Here is a 16,044-nt window from a genome sequence, read left to right as displayed (position 1 = left end):
GTCAAGTGATGACTTACAGTTGATCAGTTAACTCGATAGCGTAGCCGATATAACTGGCTGGCGTCATCTGTTTAAGACGCTCTTTCTCTGCATCTGGCAATTCTAGACCATCAATAAACTGGCGCATCGCTTCGCCATCAACGCGTTTACCCCGAGTTAACTCTTTGAGTTTTTCGTACGGCTGGTCAATACCATAGCGGCGCATCACGGTTTGAATGGGTTCTGCCAAGACTTCCCAGTTTTTGTCAAGTTCAGCCAAAAGCGCGTCGCGATTGACTTCTAGTTTACTGATGCCTTTTAAGGTTGAAGAATAAGCGATGATCGCATAACCCACACCCACACCAAGATTACGTAACACGGTAGAATCGGTTAGGTCACGTTGCCAGCGTGAAATCGGCAGTTTTTGCGCAAGATGAGTAAAGATGGCGTTAGCTAAGCCTAAGTTACCTTCCGAGTTTTCAAAATCGATGGGGTTCACTTTATGAGGCATGGTTGAAGAGCCAATTTCTCCCGCAACAGTTTTTTGTTTAAAGTGACCAAGAGCAATGTATCCCCAGATATCACGATCAAAATCGATCAAGATAGTATTAAAACGAGCGATAGCATCAAAGAGTTCAGCAATATAATCATGTGGTTCAATCTGTGTTGTATAGGGATTCCAATTGACGCCCAGTGACTCACAGACAAATTCTTCACTGAATTTGTGCCAATCTATCTCAGGATAAGCAGAAAGATGCGCATTATAGTTACCCACGGCACCGTTAATCTTCGCTAGAATTTCAATACTTGCGATTTGCTTATATTGGCGTTCCATACGATAGGCGACATTCGCCATCTCTTTGCCCATGGTTGAAGGAGAAGCCGGTTGACCATGAGTACGAGATAGAAGAGGAATATCACGATACTCTTCAGCCAGTAGACGGATAGCATCAATAATACGACGAATTTCAGGCAGAATGACGGTGTCACGCGCTTCTTTAAGCATTAACGCGTGCGAAGTATTATTGATGTCTTCAGAGGTGCAAGCAAAATGGATGAATTCGTTAACGGCGTGAAGTTCTGGAACTGTCGCAACTTTCTCTTTCAAGAAGTACTCTACCGCTTTTACATCGTGATTGGTGGTACGTTCAATATCTTTGATACGTTGCGCATCTTGTTCGCTAAAGTTTTCAGCAAGTTGGTCAAGAAATTGATTGGCTGCTTGGCTAAATGCAGGGACTTCGCTAATTTCTGCAGTCGCGGCCAGCTTTTGTAGCCAACGTATTTCAACGATAGTACGGTACTTGAGGAGACCATATTCACTGAAGATACTGCGTAACGCAATCGTTTTACTTCCGTATCGGCCATCTACCGGTGAAACAGCAGTCAATGCTGACAGTTCCATGTTATTCTCCTGGAGTGTGAGTTAAAAATGAAGGTGAATAAGAATTAAGCCAAGCATTACAGTCTTGTTAACAAGAGTTGAGCTTGTTCGATCATCTTTTTACGACCAAAAATTAAATGGCGGCGTTTACCACCGACTTGACGCCAAAGCACTGCGCAGCGAATACCTGAAAGTAGTAAAGCCCGTACTTTTTGTTGGTTGGCAGTTTGTTGTAATACCGTTGGAGTGCCAGTCACTTGAATCCGTGGCCCAATAGGGCTAATCACATCCAGATAAACACTAGCAAGATTACTGATCATGGTGTCATCAAGTAGATCAAAGTGTTCTACTTGACGCTCCAACATCTGTAAACGGTCACCAAGTTGTGACATGGCATCGCGTCGCGTATTTAATTTACGTTCTAAAGCCATCAAGCTGATCAGATAGCGGGTTACCTCACTTCCTGATGGTGTACTATCAATCCCATTAACGAGACATTGAAGGCCAACTTTTAAATTGGCCTCATTGCCGAACACATCCACGGTATTGCTTGGATTAAGGTTGATGATGGCTTGGAGTGAGGTTGCAAACGCGTCTGAATCACAGTGACCGTTTTTTGCCACTTGTTGAACCAAAGCCACGGCTTGGCACATTCCAGCAAAGGCGATAGTACGGTCGTAGTTGGTGTTAGCCACGTAAATACTCCTACAGTTAACTAAGAAATGCGCTGTTCAATGATTCCACCACCGAGACAGACTTCACCTTGATAGAATACGGCAGATTGTCCTGGGGTAACCGCAATTTGAGGTTCATCGAACATCACTTTGATGTTTTGTTCATCAATCGGAATAATGGTACAAGCAATATCCGTTTGACGATAACGAGTTTTCACAGTGCAGCGTGTTGGCTCGGTAATGGGGCAACGAGAGACCCAATGCAGTTGAGAAGCCAATAAACCCTGAGATTTTAATAATGGATGATCAGCGCCTTGCACGGCAATCAACACATTACGCTGTAAATCTTTTTCTGCCACATACCAAGGTTGTTCGCTACCGTCTTTTAAGCCACCGATATGCAAACCTTTACGCTGTCCTAGAGTGTGGTACATCAGTCCTTGGTGTTCACCAATTACTTTACCTTCCGGCGTTTCAATTTTACCCGGTTGTGCTGGTAAATAGCGAGATAAGAAGTCGGTAAATTTGCGCTCACCAATAAAACAGATGCCTGTAGAATCTTTCTTTTTCGCAGTAATGAGCCCTTGCTCTTCAGCAATACGACGAACTTCAGGTTTTTCTAGCTCACCAACGGGGAATAAACTGCGCGCCACTTGCTCATGGCTTAACGTATATAAGAAATAACTTTGATCTTTATTACTGTCTAAACCACGCAGCATTTGTGGCTTTTCGCCTTGAGTAGGGAACGTACGACGCACATAATGACCCATGGCAATATAATCTGCATCGAGTACCTCATCGGCAAACTCAAGGAAGGCTTTAAATTTGATCTCTTTATTACAAAGAATATCTGGATTAGGCGTTCTTCCAGCCTTGTACTCAGCTAAGAAATACTCAAAGACATTATCCCAATATTCAGCAGCAAAATTAATGGTATGCAGATAAATGCCTAGCTTGTCACAGACCGCTTGTGCATCCGCTAAATCTTCAGCGGCAGTACAATATTCCTCATTATCATCTTCCTCCCAATTTTTCATAAACAAGCCTTCAACTTGATAGCCTTGTTGTTGTAAAAGATAGGCTGAAACGGAGGAATCCACGCCACCTGACATGCCAACAATCACTTTCTTTTGGCTGTTTGCATTGCGGTTATCTGACATAACGTAATACCACTTAATTAACTTGGGCTCAGATTCTAACAGAAAGAATTTTTTGAGGACAGATCCGCGACCGCAATCACACTTCCCTTGCTGATTATCTGAGCTATTTAAGCGATATTTTTTGGGATAGTTTGTCTAGTAAGCAGGCGATCAGACAAAGTGAGAATCAAGGATTCGCGAAGATGCATAGGCTTACTGACAGCAAAATAAAAATATCACGAAAACGTTTGCTTGGTTTCTGTTAGTTGCTGTTTTACTAGAGTGCGAGGTAGAATCGCCCATCTTTTTATTCCCAAGCCGAATTGACGCTATGAAATTTCCTGGCCAACGCAAATCTAAACATTATTTTCCTGTTCATGCTCGCGATCCATTGGTGATCCAAGCTCAAGAAAATAAGAAAATGTCCCGCACTCATATTATTGGAATTGATCAAACTTTGGTCGACATTGAAGCTAAAGTCGATTCTGAGTTGATTGAACGTTATGGACTCAGTAAAGGCCACTCTTTGGTGATTAATGATGAAGCAGCAGAAGCGCTTTATCAGGAATTAAAAAGTAATCAATTAATTAGTAGTGAATATGCTGGTGGGACGATCGGTAATACACTACATAACTATTCGGTACTGGCCGACGATCGCTCGACCTTATTAGGTGTGATGAGCCAAGATATTAAGATAGGTAGCTATGGTTATCGTTACCTTTGTAATACTTCTAGTCGTGTTGACCTGAATTATTTACAAGGTGTCGACGGTGCGATTGGCCGCTGTTTTGCCTTAATTACCGAAGATGGTGAACGTACCTTTGCGATAAGTGAAGGTCAAATGAATCAATTAAGCCCAGATAATATCCCAGAGAAAATTTTTCGTACCGCTTCTGCTTTAGTTATTACTGCTTATTTAGTCCGTTGTAAGACGGGCGACCCTATGCCTCATGCAACAATGAGAGCGATTGAGTATGCTAAGAAATACGATGTGCCTGTGGTATTAACTCTAGGGACTAAATTTGTTATTCAAGATGATCCCGAATTTTGGCAACGCTTTTTACATGACCACGTCACCGTGTTAGCCATGAATGAAGACGAAGCTGAGGCATTAACCGGAGAGCAAGATCCACTGGCTGCTTCTGATAAAGCATTAGACTGGGTGGATTTGGTGCTGTGTACTGCTGGTCCAGTGGGTTTATTTATGGCTGGTTATACAGAGGATTCAGCGAAACGTGAAACTTCTCTCCCTTTATTACCAGGCTCCATTGCTGAATTTAACCGTTATGAGTTTAGTCGACCAACCAGCCGTCTTGGTTGTGAAAATCCTATCCGAGTTTATTCGCATATTTCGCCATATATGGGCGGCCCTGAAAAAATTAAAAATACCAATGGTGCTGGCGATGCTGCACTGTCGGCTTTATTACACGATATGGCTGCGAATAAGTACCATAAAGAAAACGTACCTAATTCTAGCAAGCACCAGTATCCATTTTTAACGTACTCTTCTTTCTCTCAGGTATGTAAATATTCTAATCGAGCCAGTTATGAGGTATTAGTACAACATTCACCCCGTCTATCTCGTGGATTACCTGAGCGAGAAGACAGTTTAGAAGAAGCCTACTGGGAACGATAAAAACAGTGAACATACAGCGGCTGATTATTTGATGCGCACAATAATAAAGGCTCCTAATCGGAGCCTTTATTGAATAACAGATAAACCTCTCTTGTTAACGGAATGCTCATTAATCGAGCGTGATACCTCAAGGTTGATTGATGCGGTAAGTATCGAATAAATACCGAGCCGTTAATTAAGTAGAGAGGAAATAAAAGAGTTAAATAGCAAACTCTTCTAATGATTTACCTTCATCCAACGCTTTTTGGATCGCTAAAGGTGTACGGCCTTGGCCTGTCCAGGTTTTTTCTACGCCATTGTCCATATATTTGTACTTGGCTGGGCGTGGTGCACGTTTGCCTTGTTTGCTTTTTGCTTTAGTTTTGGTTTCGCCAGCAAGAGCAGAAATTAAAGCACTCACATCGATACCTTCTTTAGCTATTTGCTCAGCAATTGCTGAGAGCTTAGCTTCTTGTTCTGCCAGTGCTGCTTTTTCTTGTTCTTCAAGCTCTTTACGCTCTTGAACGACAGTCGTTAATTTATCAAGTGCTTCTTCAAGTTGTTCTAGAGTTAAATCACGAGCATATGCACGTAGGCTACGAATATTTAATAGCGTTTTAGTTAGTTCAGACATTACTGTTTCCTGTGAGATTAAAATGGTTTACCAGTTGATATTAAACCTAGTTATTTATTCTAGCAATATTGGAATGTGATAATAACACGAATATTGCGTAAAAAAAGATTAACAAACCGAAGATTAATATTATTCGTTTATAGGATAGCCCATAAATATGACCATATTTGAACATTACGTTAAACATAAGCGCAGTTTTTTCAAGCTTACCGACTATGTTTAGTGATATTCATTGCATAATCATCCTGCAGCTATCAACGTTCGTCGGTGTTAATTTTAAAATCGGGCTGATTTAGCCATGAAATAATCCATTTATTGCGAAACGGACACATGAGTGCAACTTATAGAGCATCGAAAGGAATTAAACTTCACTATGGGTTGCATTGACAAAGATGATAAGTACAATGCGATGACCTAATGCGAGAGTCATGGGTTACTTAAGAGAGTTAAGTAAGTTGATTTCTCGATGTAGAGGTGCGGTATTGAAAAGTAACTAGGATTGGGGTGATGCCAATGAATCCAAGTGAAAGGCCTTACCGCCGAAGTAAGTCGTCGATCAACACGGCTTGCTGGGGTTGTTATCGAATAGGGACAACACTGCCATAGTCTAAGTATCGTATACGTTGGAGAGCATAATCCAAGTAAAGCTCGGTACTGTGTTGTTAAACTATGGAGCGCTACTGTAGGGTTGGGTGAAGTGTTCGCTTCCCTTTCGCTTAGTTCAACATAAGCTGTGATGACGAGTGTCGTCCAGTTTGTCTGCAGTAGATCTCTTGCCATTTATTATTGGTTTTTGAAGATCATGAATGTAATTGATTTTGCTTCCTCGCCTTTGTCTTTGTTACCCCCGCTGGTGGCATTGGGCTTAGCAATTATTACCCGCCGAGTACTGTTGTCTCTTGGTGTTGGTATCTTAATTGGCGCTTTACTGCTGGCTAACTATTCAGTCACTGACGCGTTTTCTTATACCAGTGGTCAAGTATTCAGTGTGTTTATTGCTGATGGTGGTATCAATACTTGGAACATGAGTATTGTTGGCTTTTTATTATTGTTAGGCATGATGACCGCACTGCTTACCTTATCCGGTGGTACTCGTGCATTTGCCGAGTGGGCGCAAGTTCGCGTAAAAAGCAAACGCGGTGCTAAATTACTCGCTGCTTTTCTGGGAGTGTTTATTTTTGTTGATGACTATTTTAATAGTTTAGCCGTCGGCTCAATTTCAAGACCAGTCACGGATCGTTTTTATGTATCACGTGCCAAACTGGCTTATATCTTAGACTCTACTGCCGCACCCATGTGCGTTGTCATGCCTGCTTCTAGCTGGGGCGCGTATATAATGACGATTATTGGCGGTATTTTGGTTTCTCATGGTATTACCGATTATTCACCTCTAGGGGCTTATTTACGCCTTGTTCCGATGAACTTTTACGCGATTTTTGCCCTGCTTATGGTCTTTGCCGTCGTATGGTTCCAAATGGATATTGGCCCGATGCGTCGTCATGAAATTAATGCATCGCAAGGTCGAGGTTTTGATAACGATCAAGATAATGATAGCCCCGTTGCTCATCAGTTGAATGAAGAGCTTGATATTCCAGAAGGTCAGAACGGTAAAGTATTGGATCTGGTCTTGCCGATTGTTCTGCTGATTATCGCTACCATTGGTGCCATGCTGTTTACTGGTGGCCAAGCTTTATCTGGTGAGGGGATTGATTTTAGTATTCTCGGTGCATTTGAAAATACTGATGTAGGCACCTCATTAGTTTATGGTGGCTCCACGGGATTATTGGCGGCATTAGTAACGGTATTCAAACAAAAAATGCCATTACGTGACACACTAATGACGATGTGGATTGGTGCTCGTTCCATGTTTGGTGCCATTTTGATCCTTATCTTTGCTTGGACAATCGGTTCCGTCATCGGTGATATGAAAACAGGGGCTTACCTATCTTCATTAGTACAAGGTAATATCAATCCGCATTGGTTACCGGTGATCTTATTTTTATTATCCGGTGTGATGGCATTTTCAACCGGAACGTCATGGGGTACTTTTGGCATCATGTTACCCATTGCAGGCGATATGGCGGCAGCGACCGAGATCGCCTTAATGCTACCGATGCTGAGTGCGGTATTGGCCGGAGCGGTGTTTGGTGACCATTGTTCACCGATTTCAGATACAACCATTCTCTCGTCAACAGGGGCTCGTTGTAATCATATTGATCACGTTGCGACACAATTACCTTATTCATTATCGGTGGCGTTTATTTCTGCGATTGGTTTTGTGGTATTAGGCATGACTGCGTCGGTATTGGCCTCTTTAGCAGCCTCAAGCGTAGTGTTTATTGGTGTTTGTTTGATGTTATCGTGGCTATCTAAAGCCAGAATAGTCCGTTAGCATTGTGCATTAGCAGTAAATTGGCAAAATTTGTAATTTGCAGTTGCAAAAATGCTCAAGCTTAGTTAGTGTTGAAAACAGTCGAATTAAACCATAGAAAGATAAATCAGTATGCGTAATTTTGTAATGAATATTCATCACCATCATCATCCCTAGCCAGTCTTTCGGGAGGTGTACGCATACCCGGGAGGCAGGACGCTCCCGGTGGTTAAATCAAAAGTATATTTAGATTTTAAACCCTTGGGAGAGCACTCTTCCAAGGGTTTTTTTACGGTTTGATTTTAACGCGATAAATAACAAAGGAATGAACGAATGCCAACACAACGCCTAAGAATTGCTATCCAGAAGAAAGGTCGCTTAAGTCAAGAGTGCCAAGATTTATTGAAAAAATGTGGAGTGAAATTCAACATTATGGGTGAGCGACTCGTGGTTCACTCACTGAATATGCCAATTGATCTCCTGCTCGTTCGAGATGACGATATTCCCGGATTAATTATGGATGGTGTGGTAGATCTCGGGTTTGTCGGTGAGAATGTCCTCGAAGAGACTCGCTTAGATCGCCGCGCGCTGAATCAGCCCAGTCAATTTGTCAGCCTCCGTCGGATGGACTTTGGTGGCTGTCGTCTGTCAATCGCCATGGATAAAGATCAAACCTACACTAGCCCGCAAGACTTGAAAGGTAAACGGATCGCGACGACTTATCCGCAATTACTCAAAGCCTATATGGATGAACAGGGAATCGATTTTAGTACCTGTATGTTAACTGGCTCAGTGGAGGTCGCTCCTCGCGCTGGTCTTGCTGATGCGATCGCCGATTTAGTTTCAACAGGGGCCACCTTAGAAGCAAACGGTTTAAAAGAGGTGGAAGTGATCTTCCAATCCAAAGCCATGCTTATTCAACGTTCAGGTGATTTCTCGGCCGATAAAGCGGCATTGATCGATAAATTGCTGACCCGTATGCACGGCGTGCAACAAGCCAAAGAATCAAAATACATCATGTTACACGCTCCCGTTGAGCAGCTCTGCAAAATTACCGCGCTATTACCGGGTGCTGAAGACCCAACGGTACTACCACTGTCAGCAGATAAAAGCAAAGTGGCGGTGCATTTGGTGAGTTCGGAGAACTTATTTTGGGAAACCATGGAGCAGCTCAAAGCTTTGGGAGCCAGTTCTATCCTTGTGTTACCTATTGAAAAAATGATGGAGTAAGGAAATGAGAACGGTTGTTTGGCCATCACTGAGTGAAACTCAGCAAGAATCGGTTTTAGAGCGTCCAGCGATAAGCGCAGGAGTCAATATTACCGCCACGGTACAAGAGTTGATCAGCCAAGTTCGCCGTGATGGTGATGCGGCGTTGCTGGCACTGACGGAAAAGTTTGATCGTGTGAAACCTGATAGTCTACGTATTTCACAAGCAGAGATTGACGCCGCGAGTGAGCGTTTGTCCGCCGAGATGAAGCAAGCTCTGCAGCAAGCGTACAGTAACATAGCCAAATTCCATAAGGCGCAAAAACCACAACCATTGAAAGTGGAAACCATGCCCGGTGTCGTTTGTGAGCAAGTGACTCGTGCCATTAATAAAGTAGGCTTATACATTCCTGGTGGCAGTGCGCCGTTACCTTCAACGGTATTAATGCTTGGCGTTCCGGCGCAAATTGCAGGCTGTCGGAAAGTCGTGCTTTGTTCACCACCACCGATTGCCGATGAAATTCTCTATGTTGCCAAATTATGCCATATCGATGAGGTGTATAACGTGGGCGGCGCTCAAGCGATTGCGGCCATGGCGTATGGCACCGAAACCGTGGCTAAAGTGGATAAAATCTTTGGTCCTGGTAATGCTTATGTGACCGAAGCTAAGCGACAAGTGAGCAATGATTTTCAAGGAGCGGCAATGGATATGCCTGCCGGCCCATCGGAAGTGTTGGTCATCGCTGATGAAACCGCAGACGCTGAATTTATTGCCGCTGATTTACTCAGTCAGGCCGAGCATGGGCCTGACTCGCAAGTGGTGCTAGTGACGCCATCGCCAATGATTGCCGATCGGGTAACTGATGCTGTGCAACGCCAATTGAAGAGTCTGACTCGCTCTGACATTGCTCAGCAGGCGTTAGCGTCAAGTTTAATCATTATTGCTGATTCGCTGACCCAAGCGGTGGCGATCTCTAACTATTACGGTCCAGAGCATTTGATTGTTCAGACCAAAAATCCCCGTGAATTAGTACCACTGCTGGATAACGCTGGATCGATATTTTTAGGCAATTGGTCACCAGAATCGGTCGGAGATTACGCATCAGGTACCAATCATGTGCTGCCAACCTACGGCTCCACTAGAACTTATTCAAGTTTAGGTTTAGCGGATTTTACTAAGCGTATGACAGTCCAAGAGCTGACAGCGGATGGTTTAAAAGCATTAGCACCGACAGTCGTTGCCATGGCTAACGCGGAAGGATTAGATGCTCACCGACGTGCGGTCACGATCCGTATAGAGAAATTACAAGAGGCGAAAAACTGATGGAAAAATTGGCTCGAAAACAAGTTCAGGCTTTGACGCCTTATTTATCTGCCCGTCGCATTGGTGGCAGTGGTGATGTATGGTTGAATGCCAACGAATCACCATTCGATAATCACTATAAAACCGATTTCGCTCGTCTTAATCGCTACAGTGATTGTCAACCGCAAGGGTTGATTCAAGCCTATGCCGATTATGCCGGTGTTGAGGCTCAGCAAGTGCTGACCTCACGCGGTGCCGATGAGAGTATCGAATTGTTGATCCGCGCATTTTGCGAGCCGAATCAAGATGCGATTCTTTATTGTCCGCCGACTTATGGCATGTACGCTATCAGCGCTGAAACCTTTGGGGTGGCGCGTAAACAGGTTCCGCTTAGCGCAGATTGGCAACTCGATTTACCCGCGATTGAGGCCAACCTTGAGCAGGTGAAACTAGTCTTTGTGTGCAGCCCGAATAACCCGACTGGCAACCTTATTCGGCGTGAAGACATCATCGCTCTATTAGAAATGACCCAAGATAGAGCCATTGTGGTGATGGACGAAGCCTATATCGATTTTTGTCCTGAAGCGTCAACGGTCGATTTGCTGCAAACCTATCCTAATCTTGCCATTTTACGCACCTTATCGAAAGCATTTGCATTGGCTGGCTTACGCTGTGGTTTTACCTTGGCAAGCCCAGCGATCATTAATCTGTTACTTAAAGTGATTGCCCCTTATCCGGTTCCGGTTCCAGTGGCGGATATTGCTTTGCAAGCTCTATCTCCATCAGGTTTAGCGCGTACGAAGTTTCAGGTTTTGGATCTCAATGCTAACCGCGCTTATTTACAAGTCGGTTTGCAAATGGTGTCCGGTGTCGAGGTATTTGAAGGCTGGGGTAATTACCTATTGGTTAAGTTTCCCGATGGTGATGCGCTGTTTAAAGCGGCTTGGGAGCATGGAATGATTCTGCGTAATTCGCCCATCGATAATGCGGTGCGAATTTCTGTCGGCAATCGAGAAGAGTGCGAAAAAGTCGTCGCCTTTGTGCGTAATTATTACCAATAAGTGGCATTAACAGGCATCAAGCTTCAATGATCTTGAATGCAAAATAAGAAAAGGATATTCCTGTGAGCATACAACAAAAAATTCTCTTTATTGACCGCGATGGCACCTTAATTGTTGAGCCTCCGGTCGATTTTCAAGTGGATCGCTTAGATAAACTTAAGTTTGAGCCTGATGTGATACCAAGCCTATTGGCGCTTCAAGAGGCGGGTTATCGCTTGGTGATGGTTACCAATCAAGATGGTCTTGGCACCGACAGTTATCCGCAAGCAGATTTTGATGCGCCGCATACGATGATGATGGAGATTTTTCAATCCCAAGGCGTGACATTTGATGAGGTGCTGATTTGTCCGCATTTTGAACAAGATAATTGTGCCTGTCGTAAACCTAAATTGGGTTTGGTGAAGTCTTATTTGCAAAGTGGCCAGATAGATTTTAAACATTCAGCAGTGATTGGCGATCGAGTGACCGATCTGCAATTGGCAGAAAATATGGCGCTGCAAGGGATTCAATATCATCCACAAAATTGCAATTGGCGGCAGATAGTCAAGCAGTTAACCGTCAAAGCGCGCACCGCTCAGGTAGTACGTAAAACCAAAGAAACCGACATTCAAGTGGCGGTTAATCTCGATGAAACAGGCGGTAATCAGATTGAAACTGGCTTAGGTTTTTTTGATCACATGCTGGATCAAATTGCTACCCACGGTGGGTTTCAACTCAAATTAACCGTTAAGGGCGATCTGCATATTGATGATCACCACACAGTCGAAGATACCGCTTTGGCATTAGGCCAAGCCTTAAGAGAAGCCTTAGGTGATAAGCGAGGCATTGGCCGTTTTGGTTTTAGCTTACCGATGGATGAATGCTTAGCACAATGCGCTTTAGATTTATCGGGTCGTCCTTATCTTAAATTTGACGCGCAATTTAGCCGTGAGCAAGTGGGGGATTTATCGACGGAAATGGTCTATCACTTTTTCCGCTCTCTCACGGATACCTTAGCGTGCACTTTGCATTTATCTTCCAACGGTGACAACGATCATCACATTATTGAAAGCTTGTTTAAAGCCTTTGGTCGTACACTTCGCCAAGCGATTCAAGTGCAAGGTAATGAGTTACCAAGCAGCAAAGGAGTATTGTGATGAAGCCTAAGGTGGTCATTATTGATACGGGATGTGCCAATATCGCTTCAGTACGGTTTGCGATTCAACGACTTGGTTACGATGTCACTTTATCGTACCGACCAGAGGTGATCCTTGCCGCGGATAAGCTGTTTCTACCTGGCGTGGGCACCGCGAGCGAAGCGATGCATAACCTCAAGCAGGGACAATTGGTGGACTTGATCCGGCGTCTTGAGCAACCGGTTCTCGGGATTTGCCTAGGGATGCAATTGATGGGCAGACGCTCACAAGAGCATGGCCAACAAGCGCAGCAGGCGGTGGATTGTCTTGGTTTAGTGAATGGCGATGTGCAGCGTATGCAAACTGAAGATTTACCATTGCCTCATATGGGGTGGAATACGGTGACCGCTCAGCAAGGCAATCCGTTATTTGCGGGTATTGATCCTGATGAGTATTTCTATTTTGTACACAGCTTTGCCATTCCAGTCGGTGATTACACCATTGCGGAATGTGATTACGGACAGCCGTTTAGCGCCGCCATTCAACAGCGTAATTATTACGGTGTGCAGTTTCACCCTGAGCGCTCGTCAAAAGTGGGTGCAAAACTGATTGATAATTTTTTGAAACTGTAAGTTTGAATGGTTAAGGATCGCGGCTTAGTCGATGGACTCAGCCAGCATTAAGGATAAGTGATGATTATTCCCGCATTAGATTTAATAGATGGTCAGGTGGTACGCCTCTACCAAGGTGATTACGGTCAAGTGACCGAATACAAAGTGGACCCCGCTGAGCAATTTAATTTATATCACCAAGCTGGTGCCAATTGGCTGCACTTGGTGGATTTAACCGGCGCAAAAGATACCTCAGCACGGCAGCTTGAGCTTATTAGTCAACTATTAGCCAGTACGCCGGCCAAGATCCAAATTGGTGGAGGAGTACGCAGTGAGCAAGATGTAATTGATTTACTGGCGGCTGGAGCGCAGCGTGTGGTTATCGGCTCAACAGCGGTTAAGCAGCCGCAGTTGGTCAAGCAGTGGATGGAAAAATATGGCGCAGAAAAAATCGTCCTCGCTCTGGATATCAATATTGACCAATATGGTGTGCGCCGAGTGGCGGTATCTGGCTGGCAAGAAGATTCTGGGGTGACGATTGAAGCACTACTAGACGATTATCTCACCGTTGGCTTGCAGCACGTATTGTGTACCGATATTGCCCGCGATGGCACCTTAAATGGCTCCAATGTCGAGTTGTATATCGATTTGTGTCAGCGCTATCCGCAGGTGCAATTTCAATCTTCTGGGGGGATTGGCACCCTCGCTGATATTGCTGCACTTAAAGGCAGTGGTGTGGCGGGTGTGATTGTCGGTCGAGCGTTATTAGATGGTAAATTTACCGCTCAGGAGGCATTTTCATGTTGGCAAAGCGCATAATTCCTTGTTTAGATGTACGTGATGGGCAAGTCGTGAAAGGGGTTCAGTTTCGTAACCATGAGATTATTGGTGATATCGTGCCACTCGCTCAGCGTTACGCACAAGAAGGTGCCGATGAGTTAGTTTTTTATGATATCACCGCCTCCAGCGATGGACGGGTGGTGGATAAAAGCTGGGTCGCCAGAGTTGCTGAAGTTATCGACATCCCTTTTTGCGTCGCTGGCGGCATTAAAAGTGCGCAAGATGCCGCACGGATCTTAGAGTTTGGTGCTGATAAAGTTTCTATCAACTCACCGGCGTTAGCTGATCCTAACTTGATTACTCAATTAGCGGACAAATTTGGTGTGCAGTGTATTGTGGTCGGGATAGATTCTTATTTTGATCAGGCAACGGGACAATATCAGGTCTATCAATTTACTGGTGATGAAGCGCGCACCAAAGCCACACAATGGCAAACGCAAGATTGGGTGCAAGAAGTCCAACAACGCGGCGCGGGGGAGATCGTACTCAATATGATGAATCAAGATGGGGTACGTAATGGCTATGATTTGCAGCAGCTGCAAATGATCCGCGCGGTGTGTAAAGTGCCGCTGATTGCATCCGGAGGTGCTGGAACTATGGCGCATTTCGCCGATGCGTTTCAAGTTGCCAACGTTGATGGCGCGCTCGCGGCATCGGTATTCCACAAACAAATCATTAATATTGGTGAGTTGAAACAATATTTACGTCAACAACAGATAGAGGTAAGACGATGAGCCAAACTGAACAAATCGAGCCAGCGCTGGTTGAGCGTATTGATTGGCAAAAGGTTGATGGTCTGATTCCCGCCATTGTGCAAGATTTTGACTCTAGCCAAGTGTTGATGATGGGGTATATGAATCCAGAAGCCCTTAAAGTGACACTAACTACCAAGCAGGTGACCTTTTATTCGCGCTCCAAACAGCGCTTATGGACCAAAGGGGAAACCTCTGGTCATGTTTTACAGCTAAGAAATTTGGCCCTCGATTGTGATCAAGATACTCTGTTAGTCAAGGTCAATCCGATTGGCCCCACTTGTCATACTGGCACCACGACTTGCTGGGACGGAGATAGCCAAGAAGAATCACAACTGGTTTGGCTTCATCAACTTGAACAATTGTTGGCCGCTCGTAAATCTGCCTCTCCTGAGTCATCCTACACCGCTAGCCTTTACGCGAGCGGCACTAAGCGCATTGCGCAGAAGGTCGGTGAAGAAGGGGTTGAAGTCGCGCTGGCGGCGGCGACGGGTGATAAGGCGGAGCTGATCAGTGAATCGGCGGATCTTATTTATCATCTGTTAGTGTTATTACAAGATCAAGGTTTAGCTTTGAGTGATGTGATTGATAAATTAAAGCAGCGCCATCAGTAATTGTACTTAGGCCATGCCTCTTTGATGGACGCATGGCCTACGTATTCTTTATAGCTGAATTTCACGCCACTCACCGGGTTGAAGCGTTTCTAGGCGAGTATTACCAATTGAATAACGAATCAGGCGTAGAGTGGGAAAGCCGATGTGAGCAGTCATACGCCGCACTTGTCGATTGCGACCTTCAATAATAGTAATTGCTAACCACGTCGTGGGGATTGCCGCCCGAAAGCGCACTGGTGGGTTGCGTTCCCATACATGTGGTGGTTCGATAATCTCAACTTGAGCCGGTAACGTCGGGCCATCTTTAAGCGTTACACCGCGGCGCAACTGCGCTAAATCGGCTTCTTGTGGTTGCCCTTCAACTTGCACCCAATAGGTTTTTGGCGCTTTAGCTTTAGGCTGAGTCAGTTTTGCTTGTAATACGCCATCATTGGTTAAGATCATTAAGCCTTCGCTATCACGATCGAGCCGTCCAGCGGCATAAATGTCTTTTATCGTAATAAAATCAGCCAAAGTCTGTCGGCCTTGACCATCAGTAAACTGGCTTAAGGTATCGTAAGGTTTATTAAAGGCGATGACTTTTCGTTCGTCAGGAGCTCGTGGCACGGAAGTGATTTTCTTTCGCTTGAAGATGGTTTTTTCAGCCCGTTTAGGGCGTTCGGCGCGTTTGAATTGCGCAGGTGCGCCGGTCGTTGAAGAGTTGGAAAGCGTACGACGTGAGCGGGATGACATGTTAAGCACCT

Annotated in this window: 15 protein-coding genes, 1 riboswitch and 1 other annotated feature; of the genes, 10 read left to right on the top strand and 5 right to left on the bottom strand. The window is 44.7% G+C overall.

What is annotated here, in order from left to right:
• Positions 1-13: 13 nt before the first annotated feature.
• Genes purB through mnmA form a run of 3 tightly spaced genes read right to left on the bottom strand, consistent with a single transcriptional unit; the run spans position 14 to position 3,197 of the window.
• Positions 14-1,384: an adenylosuccinate lyase gene (gene purB / locus BSR11_RS06315; RefSeq protein WP_072669599.1), complete on the bottom strand. Its 1,371-nt coding sequence runs from the start codon at positions 1,382-1,384 to the stop codon at positions 14-16.
• 56 nt (positions 1,385-1,440) lie between these two features.
• Complete coding sequence (gene hflD / locus BSR11_RS06310; protein ID WP_072669598.1) at positions 1,441-2,058, bottom strand: high frequency lysogenization protein HflD; 618 nt, start codon at positions 2,056-2,058, stop codon at positions 1,441-1,443.
• A gap of 20 nt (positions 2,059-2,078) precedes the next feature.
• The gene (gene mnmA, locus BSR11_RS06305) at positions 2,079-3,197 is read right to left on the bottom strand and encodes a tRNA 2-thiouridine(34) synthase MnmA (protein WP_072669597.1); all 1,119 of its coding nucleotides are present in this window, start codon (positions 3,195-3,197) and stop codon (positions 2,079-2,081) included.
• A 310-nt stretch (positions 3,198-3,507) separates the two neighbouring features.
• Between mnmA and BSR11_RS06300 the strand changes: the two genes are divergently transcribed.
• Positions 3,508-4,812, top strand: coding sequence for an inosine/guanosine kinase (locus tag BSR11_RS06300; RefSeq protein WP_072669596.1), 1,305 nt, complete (start codon positions 3,508-3,510; stop codon positions 4,810-4,812).
• A gap of 199 nt (positions 4,813-5,011) precedes the next feature.
• Here BSR11_RS06300 and BSR11_RS06295 read toward each other — a convergent pair whose 3' ends face one another.
• Complete coding sequence (locus tag BSR11_RS06295; protein WP_072669595.1) at positions 5,012-5,425, bottom strand: H-NS family histone-like protein; 414 nt, start codon at positions 5,423-5,425, stop codon at positions 5,012-5,014.
• 461 nt (positions 5,426-5,886) lie between these two features.
• Positions 5,887-6,113, top strand: a riboswitch (Lysine riboswitch).
• A 114-nt stretch (positions 6,114-6,227) separates the two neighbouring features.
• Between BSR11_RS06295 and BSR11_RS06290 the strand changes: the two genes are divergently transcribed.
• The 9 genes from BSR11_RS06290 (at position 6,228) to hisIE (ending at position 15,301) form a co-directional block, all read left to right on the top strand.
• Positions 6,228-7,817 carry a Na+/H+ antiporter NhaC family protein gene (locus tag BSR11_RS06290; RefSeq protein WP_072669594.1) on the top strand — a complete coding sequence of 530 codons (1,590 nt, stop codon included), beginning with the start codon at positions 6,228-6,230 and terminating at the stop codon, positions 7,815-7,817.
• A 134-nt stretch (positions 7,818-7,951) separates the two neighbouring features.
• Positions 7,952-8,089: a sequence feature (His leader region), on the top strand.
• A gap of 40 nt (positions 8,090-8,129) precedes the next feature.
• Positions 8,130-9,026, top strand: coding sequence for an ATP phosphoribosyltransferase (gene hisG / locus BSR11_RS06285; RefSeq protein ID WP_072669593.1), 897 nt, complete (start codon positions 8,130-8,132; stop codon positions 9,024-9,026).
• Between the two features lie 4 nt (positions 9,027-9,030).
• A complete protein-coding gene (gene hisD / locus BSR11_RS06280) occupies positions 9,031-10,329 on the top strand; it encodes a histidinol dehydrogenase (protein ID WP_072669592.1) in 1,299 nt (432 codons plus the stop codon).
• Entirely contained in the window at positions 10,329-11,369 is a 1,041-nt protein-coding gene (gene hisC, locus BSR11_RS06275; RefSeq protein ID WP_072669591.1) for a histidinol-phosphate transaminase, read from the top strand. Before hisD ends, hisC begins: the two co-directional genes overlap by 1 nt.
• Before the next feature lie 62 nt (positions 11,370-11,431).
• Positions 11,432-12,505 (top strand): bifunctional histidinol-phosphatase/imidazoleglycerol-phosphate dehydratase HisB, encoded by a 1,074-nt coding sequence (gene hisB / locus BSR11_RS06270; protein WP_072669590.1) that lies wholly within the window; start codon positions 11,432-11,434, stop codon positions 12,503-12,505.
• Positions 12,505-13,116 (top strand): imidazole glycerol phosphate synthase subunit HisH, encoded by a 612-nt coding sequence (gene hisH / locus BSR11_RS06265; RefSeq protein ID WP_072669589.1) that lies wholly within the window; start codon positions 12,505-12,507, stop codon positions 13,114-13,116. The genes hisB and hisH overlap by 1 nt, the downstream gene beginning before the upstream one ends.
• Positions 13,117-13,176: 60 nt before the next feature.
• Entirely contained in the window at positions 13,177-13,914 is a 738-nt protein-coding gene (hisA, locus tag BSR11_RS06260; protein WP_072669588.1) for a 1-(5-phosphoribosyl)-5-[(5-phosphoribosylamino)methylideneamino]imidazole-4-carboxamide isomerase, read from the top strand.
• Positions 13,896-14,669, top strand: coding sequence for an imidazole glycerol phosphate synthase subunit HisF (gene hisF / locus BSR11_RS06255; RefSeq protein ID WP_072669587.1), 774 nt, complete (start codon positions 13,896-13,898; stop codon positions 14,667-14,669). Before hisA ends, hisF begins: the two co-directional genes overlap by 19 nt.
• Complete coding sequence (gene hisIE / locus BSR11_RS06250; protein ID WP_072669586.1) at positions 14,666-15,301, top strand: bifunctional phosphoribosyl-AMP cyclohydrolase/phosphoribosyl-ATP diphosphatase HisIE; 636 nt, start codon at positions 14,666-14,668, stop codon at positions 15,299-15,301. The genes hisF and hisIE overlap by 4 nt, the downstream gene beginning before the upstream one ends.
• A 48-nt stretch (positions 15,302-15,349) precedes the next feature.
• Here the strand turns inward: hisIE and BSR11_RS06245 are convergent, their stop codons facing one another.
• Positions 15,350-16,033, bottom strand: coding sequence for a pseudouridine synthase (locus BSR11_RS06245; RefSeq protein ID WP_072669585.1), 684 nt, complete (start codon positions 16,031-16,033; stop codon positions 15,350-15,352).
• Between the last annotated feature and the right edge of the window lie 11 nt (positions 16,034-16,044).

Source organism: Vibrio injensis, from assembly GCF_001895205.1.
Lineage (GTDB): Bacteria > Pseudomonadota > Gammaproteobacteria > Enterobacterales > Vibrionaceae > Vibrio > Vibrio injensis.
Note: the sequence above shows the minus strand (reverse complement) of the source record. Positions and strands in the feature narration are given on the sequence as shown.